The sequence below is a fragment of the Microcystis sp. M53602_WE12 genome, from assembly GCF_030065455.1.
Taxonomy (GTDB): Bacteria; Cyanobacteriota; Cyanobacteriia; order Cyanobacteriales; family Microcystaceae; genus Microcystis; species Microcystis aeruginosa.
Map to the genome: position 1 here is coordinate 1 of NZ_JASJFB010000564.1, position 7801 is coordinate 7801.

9 protein-coding genes and 1 pseudogene are annotated in these 7801 nt (G+C 45.3%); 3 read left to right on the plus strand and 7 right to left on the minus strand.

The genetic code is table 11. The features are described 5' to 3' along the window. The 7 genes from PX482_RS18205 to PX482_RS18235 form a co-directional block, all read right to left on the minus strand. A partial coding sequence (locus tag PX482_RS18205; RefSeq protein WP_288122801.1) for a glutamate synthase central domain-containing protein occupies positions 1–1572 on the minus strand: 1572 nt, incomplete at its 3' end. Between the two features lie 160 nt (positions 1573–1732). Next, complete coding sequence (locus tag PX482_RS18210; RefSeq protein WP_002763567.1) at positions 1733–2014, minus strand: DUF433 domain-containing protein; 282 nt, start codon at positions 2012–2014, stop codon at positions 1733–1735. Between the two features lie 84 nt (positions 2015–2098). Continuing rightward, positions 2099–2266 carry a hypothetical protein gene (locus PX482_RS18215; protein ID WP_002763566.1) on the minus strand — a complete coding sequence of 56 codons (168 nt, stop codon included), beginning with the start codon at positions 2264–2266 and terminating at the stop codon, positions 2099–2101. Between the two features lie 89 nt (positions 2267–2355). Continuing rightward, positions 2356–2727, minus strand: coding sequence for a HepT-like ribonuclease domain-containing protein (locus PX482_RS18220; RefSeq protein WP_002738003.1), 372 nt, complete (start codon positions 2725–2727; stop codon positions 2356–2358). Next, a complete protein-coding gene (locus PX482_RS18225) occupies positions 2720–3019 on the minus strand; it encodes a nucleotidyltransferase family protein (RefSeq protein WP_002763565.1) in 300 nt (99 codons plus the stop codon). The genes PX482_RS18220 and PX482_RS18225 overlap by 8 nt, the downstream gene beginning before the upstream one ends. Before the next feature lie 939 nt (positions 3020–3958). After that, positions 3959–4123, minus strand: a complete 165-nt coding sequence (locus tag PX482_RS18230) for a hypothetical protein (protein WP_002763562.1) — start codon at positions 4121–4123, stop codon at positions 3959–3961. Next, complete coding sequence (locus PX482_RS18235; RefSeq protein ID WP_002763560.1) at positions 4123–4470, minus strand: hypothetical protein; 348 nt, start codon at positions 4468–4470, stop codon at positions 4123–4125. The genes PX482_RS18230 and PX482_RS18235 overlap by 1 nt, the downstream gene beginning before the upstream one ends. Before the next feature lie 655 nt (positions 4471–5125). Here PX482_RS18235 and PX482_RS18240 point away from each other — a divergent pair. The 3 genes and pseudogenes from PX482_RS18240 to PX482_RS18250 form a co-directional block, all read left to right on the plus strand. After that, positions 5126–6073 carry a LysR family transcriptional regulator gene (locus PX482_RS18240; RefSeq protein ID WP_002763558.1) on the plus strand — a complete coding sequence of 316 codons (948 nt, stop codon included), beginning with the start codon at positions 5126–5128 and terminating at the stop codon, positions 6071–6073. 286 nt (positions 6074–6359) lie between these two features. After that, positions 6360–7421, plus strand: coding sequence for an anthranilate phosphoribosyltransferase family protein (locus tag PX482_RS18245; protein WP_002763557.1), 1062 nt, complete (start codon positions 6360–6362; stop codon positions 7419–7421). Positions 7422–7524: 103 nt separating this feature from the next. Continuing rightward, positions 7525–7801: pseudogene (locus tag PX482_RS18250) on the plus strand (RNA-guided endonuclease TnpB family protein); the annotation flags it as partial.

The window sequence follows — 7801 nt, forward strand, 5'->3', positions numbered from 1 at the left end:
GACTTGGGCGAATAACTGCTGAAAGTAATCATAAAGCAGTTTTGGCCGATCGGACAAGACGGCTAGGGGTGTATCGGAACCCATGGAACCCACTGCTTCCACTCCATCCCGGCCCATGGGGGCTAATAAAAGACGTAATTCTTCAAAAGTGTAACCGAAAGCGGTTTGCTGTTGAATTAGGGAAACAGCAGTTTCTGGTGGCGCAGTTTCAACGGCTGGTAAATCGTCTAAATTGACTAAATTTTCGTTTAACCACTGGCGATAGGGATGATCTTTGGCAATAGCTTCTTTTATCTCCTCATCGGCCACGATACGACCTTCTTTCATATCCACAAGGAACATCCGGCCGGGTTGCAGACGACCTTTAAAAGCGACGCGTTCCGGTTCAATGGGTAAAACTCCCGCTTCCGATGCCATAATTACTAGGTCATCTTTGGTGACATAGTAACGGGAAGGACGTAAACCATTGCGGTCTAACACTGCTCCCATCATCGTACCATCGGTAAAAGCGATCGAGGCCGGACCATCCCAGGGTTCCATCAAACAGGAATGGTATTCATAAAAAGCTTTTTTCTCATCACTCATCGATTCGTGGGCCGCCCAGGGTTCAGGAATCATCATCATGACAGCGTGAGGGAGAGAACGCCCCGATAAAACCATTAATTCTAGGGCATTATCAAAAATTAAGGAGTCACTACCCTCGATATTAATAACCGGCTGGATTTTTTTGATGTCTTCCCCGAATAAGGGTGAGGCAAACATCGACTGACGGGCGTGCATCCAGTTAATATTACCTCGCAGGGTATTAATTTCGCCATTGTGGGCAATATAACGGTAAGGGTGGGCGCGTTCCCAACTGGGGAAGGTATTGGTACTAAAACGGGAATGGACTAATCCTAAAGCGCTTTGAAAGTCGGGGTCGTGTAAATCGGGGAAATAGTCACCCACCTGTACCGGCATTAATTGCCCTTTATAGACAATGGTACGACTAGAAATACTGCAAGGATACCAGTAACGATTAAAGGATTGACGACTGAGGTGGGAACGTTTGCGAATAACGTATAATTTGCGTTCAAAGGCCAGATCATCGCTTAAATTGGCATCGCGTTCGATGAAAACCTGTTCGATAAAGGGTTCGGTAGATTTGGCCGAATTGCCTAAACTGGAGTTATCCGTGGGAACATCACGCCAACCGAGAACTTTTAACCCCTCTTCGGCGGCGATTTTCTCGAATTCCTGCCGACCTTTCCCGCGAATTTCGGCATCGGGGGCCGTGTAGAGCATTCCTACCCCGTATTGTCCCGCTGCCGGTAAGGTAAAACCTAGATTGCTGGTCACTTTCCGGAAAAATAGGTCAGGGATTTGGCACAAAATACCCGCCCCATCTCCGGTATTTTTTTCCGCACCGCACGCGCCACGGTGATCGAGGTTTAGTAGAATTGTTAAGGCCTGTTCAACAATATCGTGGGACTTTTTACCCGTTTTATGAACGATAAAACCGACACCACAAGCATCATGTTCAAATCGGGGATCGTATAGTCCTTGTTTCCGTGGAGTTTGATTGTTATTCATTTTGTCTGATAGCCTAGCAGTCTGGAAGGGAATGGCCTAGAGGGTGAGCCAGAGTAGCGATTCTAGGTATATCAATTCTGTATCCAGACTGGACCTTCGGTCTTATATCTTAAGGAAATGTTTCGATGTGACAAGGGTTCCTTTATGCCGAAGAGATTATTCACGAATTTTTTAGCAGCGGATCGATTAAGTCGTCGGGAATGCGGTTATGCTCGATATAAGCGTTAATTTCCTCTAGATGGTCGCTGTAATAGGTCAACGCACTGAAGACCTGACTTAACGTCAGATGGGGCATTCCTAGGGGGATTTCTTCGGGAGCGACTCCCAGACGCCAAGTTTCGACGATGGCGCGGACAGGTGTATGCGTTCCTTTGATAATTGGTTCCCCGCGTAAAATCTCGTCGTCTCGAACGATATAGAGATATTCGGTCGCTTGAACCATCGCGGTTTTCTGGAGTGGATATCGTTTAGTTTATCGTATCGATCGAACCCCCGACTATTCCCCATAAATATCGGTTCGGTTACTTCAGCCACCCGATCTCACTTGCGGCGATTGTTTCGCTCTTTCTCGCCATTTTTTTGAATTTTCTGTAATTACCTCGCACATCGATCGGGCTTTTTCCGCCGCATCCCGTGCCATTTCCAGAATTTCCTCTAGTTCCCGTTCATTTAGTCCTGTTTCTTTTTCTTCCATCACCGTAAACCCTGCAAGCGATTTTTAACCTGATCAAAAATGTCGGGGTGAAGACCGAGCGGAGCAGTTTGATTGGGAAATTTCGATAATTACAAGAGGTCGTGACGTATTTTCCCGAGTACCCGCTTCAAAATCGCCAGATCCTCCCTACAAATCCGATAAATTTCCTCTGGATCGATGTCAAAATAATCGTGGGCGAGAATATTTCTGATTCCCTTAATCTCCGACCAAGGAATTTCCGGATAGCGATTCGCTAAACTCTCTGCCATTAGCCGATCGAGTCTTCTAATATTTTCACTAATTGCGATCAACATCATACTGATGCCATCCAATCGATCGAGTCCATCATCATCGGCGATGAAATCATCGGCTTTTTGAATCCGGGTAAATCGCCGCTCGATCCGGCGGATCGCCTCTTCAAGCTCTAGTAATAACTCGAATAGAAGCGATCGATCACACATAGATAGCCTCTTGATCGATCCGTGCCTTGAGGTAAGGATTCAGAGAATCCCGATAGCGGATCACGTCCACTTCCCGTCCGAATAGGTTCTCTAGTTCGGCTTTCAGTCTGACTCTTTTAAGCAGATCGGGGGGCATACATACCACTATATCTATATCGCTCGTCGGTCGGGTTTCCTCTCTGGCTACCGAGCCGAAAATGCCGATTCGATTGATCGCGTATCGTTCCTCCAGTTCGGGTTTCAGGGTTCGTAAACGTTCCAATATCTCTTTGGCAGTGATTTTATCTACCATCTGATTTATAGCCTACTGATTTAGCGATCGATACCCTTCAGTTTAGCGCGATCAGCAACAGAAGCTATTAGGGTAGCCGAAGGAAAGTCTTCCCATAGCTATCTATAAGTGTGTTCGCATTAACTATACGGAAATTATGTTGATACACCTTATTAGAAGTGAGAGGACTACCAGTAGCAATTATCGTATTATTGCTACGTTTCCATTGTCCGTTCAGCAATACACTAAGACGAGGGTCTGATGTATCAAAGGCTTTAAATTCATAACTGCCATCCGAATGAAATATAGCCGTTATTATAATTTGATAATTGCCAGATCCGGGAGCTCTGTGATTAGTCCGTGATTGCCATCTGCCAACAATGGAAGGAGTTTGAGCTAAAATAAGTGGCACTTGGGGCGGGTTAGTCGGAAAAGACTTGACCGGGGTTGAGGCTGTCACCGAGGATCCGGTAATGGTTAGAGATGCCTCTACTTCGGAGAGGATTCCGATGGCTATCGTTGCGAGGGCGAAGGAAAGAGTTGGGAGATGGTAAGACGATTTTTTATCTAGCATTGAAGAATCTTAAATAACAATCACAGTGCCATTGTCAGCCTATTGTGTCAATCCTTGAAATATTCGTATTATTTAGGACTTGCTGAAAAAGTTTGTTGGTGGGGTTAGGAGTCAGGAGTCAGGAGTCAGGAGTCAGTAGCCGGTCGTTTCAGGCTTTGTTGCCCTCTTTTTTTGTACCAGTTTATGTACTAAAAGAAAGATAATGCCAGGTTTTTGAAGGTCTTAATCCTATATTCTTGCACTAACATCGGATTTTAACAGGTCAAAAGCCTTATTTTAAAAGGGTTTTACCATTATTCAGCAAGCCCTATTTATATCCTGTTGCTCTTTCAATTACTTGATTCGAGGTTCGGGATCGCTCCTATAATCGAAGAAATACTCGATCGCTATCTCGATCCCGTCCGATTGATTCTTTCTGCTCTCTCCCGCCATTTTTTAGAATTTTCTGTAATTACCTCGCACATTGATCGGGCTTTTTCCGCCGCATCCCGTGCCATTTCCAGAATTTCCTCTAGTTCCCGTTCATTTAGTCCTGTTTCTTTTCTTTCCATCACCGTAAACCCTCCAAGCGATTTTTAACCTGCGTCACCCTTATTCTAGTCTCTAAAATACGTCCTAACTCGATCGAGATATCTTCCCCGGCCTCCTGTAAATTTGCTGGGGTCGGTTCTGATCGATCAACACTTTCCACACGCTCGCGGATTTGATTCCTTGCGCGATCAGCGTAAAATAAGCTAGTATTCACAAAAGCCATCAATTGAATTAATGTAAAATTATCGGGAAAACGATTTAACAGATCTGTACCGATTTTGATCGCTTCTCTCCCGTCACTTTCTAGGCGATCTAGTTCTCGATCAATCCTTTCTACGAGCGCAGTTAATTGGGACGGTAAAGGCATAAATTGAAAAATAACACAGGGGACGATTTTAACCTAGCAAAAACAGGCCGCACGAAGACCGATCGGATCGGTTTGATTGGGAAAATTCGATAACTCGAATAGAAGCGATCGATCACACATAGATAGCCTCTCGAACGCTCATTTTTGTCAATTAGTGCGGCAAATGAAGCAAAGTCTGGTTAAAAGCTGAGAAAATCCCCCTGTCCAGCCGTAAGAATCCCCATCAATCCTATTTACGGTTGGCTGAAAAAATTTAAAAACCTTGTTGGGTAAGACTTTTAGACTTTTTTTCCCTCAAAAAGTGCCGACCATTGGAGGGATCGGGGGTAAAATCCCTGGACTTTTGCCCTGAAAATTAGGTAACTGACTACCTCAAAATCGGTAAAACCCTACACCCCACACCCCACACCCTGCCCCCAGGAAAAACTTTTTGCCGCAGACCCTAATTGGTTAAGCTAAAAGCTTTGATGTGCTTAGTTTCTAACCTTCTTTTGAGGTAGGAGAATTGCCAGATTCTGTCTTTTGCACGAGTGCCTGTTGCCCCTTGCCTTCAGAAGCTGATAACTGAGAAAACGGTAGCAATTTCTACCAAAAGTCAGAATAAAATTCGTTATTGTCATAAGGTCATGACGGAATGTAATTAAAAACAGAAAGAATGCGGATCGAGCAGTTGCAAGCCTTTTTAGCCGTAGCCGATACGGGCAATTTCGGTCAAGCCGCGCGCCAGTGTGGAGTCACCCAATCGACTATCAGCCGCCAGATTCAATCCCTAGAAACCGATTTGGGCTTACCTCTTTTTCATCGTACCGCCCAAGCGAAATTAACCATTGCCGGGGAGAAATTGCTACCCCGGGCGAAACGAATTTGTCAAGAATGGACGAATGTTCACGAGGAAATCACTGACCTACAGGCGGGAAAACAGCCAGAATTGTGCGTGGCGGCGATTCATTCCGTGTGCGCCCATTATTTACCGCCGATTTTGCCGAAATTTTGTGCTGAATACCCAGAAGTTCAGTTAAGAGTTACAGCCCTAGGCAGTGATCGCGCCTTAAAAGTGCTGCGGGATGGTTTAGTAGATCTGGCCTTGGTAATGAATAATCGTTTTCTCACGTCTAGCCCGGAGATGGTGGTAGAAATATTATATGAAGAAGCGATCGAAATTCTCATGGCCGCTAATCATCCCCTTGCCCAATACAAAGAAGTGCCATGGTCGGAATTAATCCCCTATCCGCAAGTGGTTTTCAAAGATGGCTACGGAATGCAAAGATTAGTACAAGAATGGTTTTCCCGTCAGGATGCCCACCTGAAAACTGTCATGGAATTAAACACCCTTGATGCTTTTCGCGGTGTGGTGCGTCAGGGTAATATTATCGCTCTTCTGCCCCAATCTGCCCTGATGGAGGCTCGTGGCGATGCCACCCTCGCCATTCGTCCTCTTGCTTCCCCTAGTGGCGAAAATCCCCATCCTAATAATGGTAAATTTAGTCATCGTCTCACCCGTCAGGTAGTCCTTGTCACCACCAGCGATCGCCTACAGATACCACCGATCGCTCATTTTTGTCAATTAGTGCGGCAAATGAAGCCAAGTCTGGTTAAAAGCTGAGAAAATCCCCCTGTCCAGCCTTAAGAATCCCCATCAATCCTATTTAGGGTTTGCTGAAAAAGCTTTTCCTAGGAGCAGGGTGTGGGGTGTGGGGTGTGGGGTGTGGGGTTTTACCGATTTTCAGGTGGTCAATTACCTAATTTTCAGGGAAAAAGTCCCAGAATTTTCCCCCCAATCACTCCAAAGGTCGGCACTTTTTGAGGGAAAACAAGTCTAAAAGTCTTATCCAACAAGGTTTTTAGATTTATTCAGCAAACCCTATTTACTCTTTATTTTTTTCCTTGAGATGAGTGATACTTTTCGAGAATTATTAAAAGCGATCGGTAGTGGCACCCATACGGGCAAAAATTTAACCCGTCCCGAAGCGGCAATGGCCACCAAGATGATGTTAACCCAAGAGGCAACCCCGGCCCAAATCGGTGCTTTCATGATTGCCCATCGCATTAAACGCCCCACCAGCGATGAGTTAGCGGGAATGCTTGATGCCTACGCCGAGCTTGGCCCGCAAATAACCCTAGAATCAGCCTCTTTTCAGCATCCGATCACTATTTTTGGCAATCCCTACGATGGACGCTCTCGCACTGCCCCAGTTACTCCGATCACCACTTTAATCTTAGGGTTGGCGGGGGTTCCCGTAGTCCTGCACGGGGGCGATCGAATGCCGACTAAATACGGTATTTCCCTCAGAGAAATCTGGCAGCAATTAGGAGCAGATTTTAGTCAATTATCCTTAGCAGCAGTGAAAGACTGTTTAATCACCACAGGATTGACTTTTTTCTATATTCCGCGCCATTTTCCCCTAGTACAGAATTTTATTCCCTATCGGGAGCAAATCGGTAAACGTCCGCCCATGGCCACGGTAGAGTTAATGTGGTCGCCTTTTGTCGGTAATATTCATCAGATATCGGGTTTTGTTCATCCCCCCACCGAGGAGCGTTTTCGCGAAACTTTTGCCCTGAGAAATATCTCTCATTTCACCACTGTGAAAGGATTAGAGGGCAGTTGTGATTTAGCCTGTAATCGGACGGCGATTATTGGTCTGGGAAATCCCACCGATCCGCCTTCCTTTCAGCGATTTTTCCTAAATCCTCGCGATTATGGCTTCTGTCCCTCAGATTATCCCCTCGAATCTTTAGAGATGCTCACCGCTAAATTAAAGGGTTTATTAGCCGGAGAAAATAACGAATTAACCGATGCGGCAATTTTTAACGGTGGTTTTTATCTTTGGCGCTGTGGAATTGCCCCGGATATCCCCACCGGTTTCCAGCAAGCACAACAATGTTTACAGTCAGGAAAAGCCCTGGCTAAACTAGAACAAATCCGTAATTATCTGGAAAATCAGGAATAGATAGGAATAGGGCTGTAGGGGAAATTACCTAAAATGTCGGATGAATGCCCCCGCTACATTTTTCGACAAGATACTCACCTTTGCGGGGGATGAAATCCGACCAGAATACAAACTAACAGGCTACAAACTATCTGATGACCGACGTAAAATCAAGTTCACTGACGGTTTTAAAGCAGGAGAATTTGATTTATGGTGTAATCAAAAGACATTAGTTTATTATTCAGAGCAACAGATTAGACGGGTAAGAGTTGTTAGACGTGCTGACGGTTATTATTGCCAGTTTTTGATTGACGTAGAGCGGCAAGAATACCATAAACCAACGGGACAAATAACAGGAATTGACCTAGGGTTAAAGGAATTTTATACCGATGCTCAAGGCA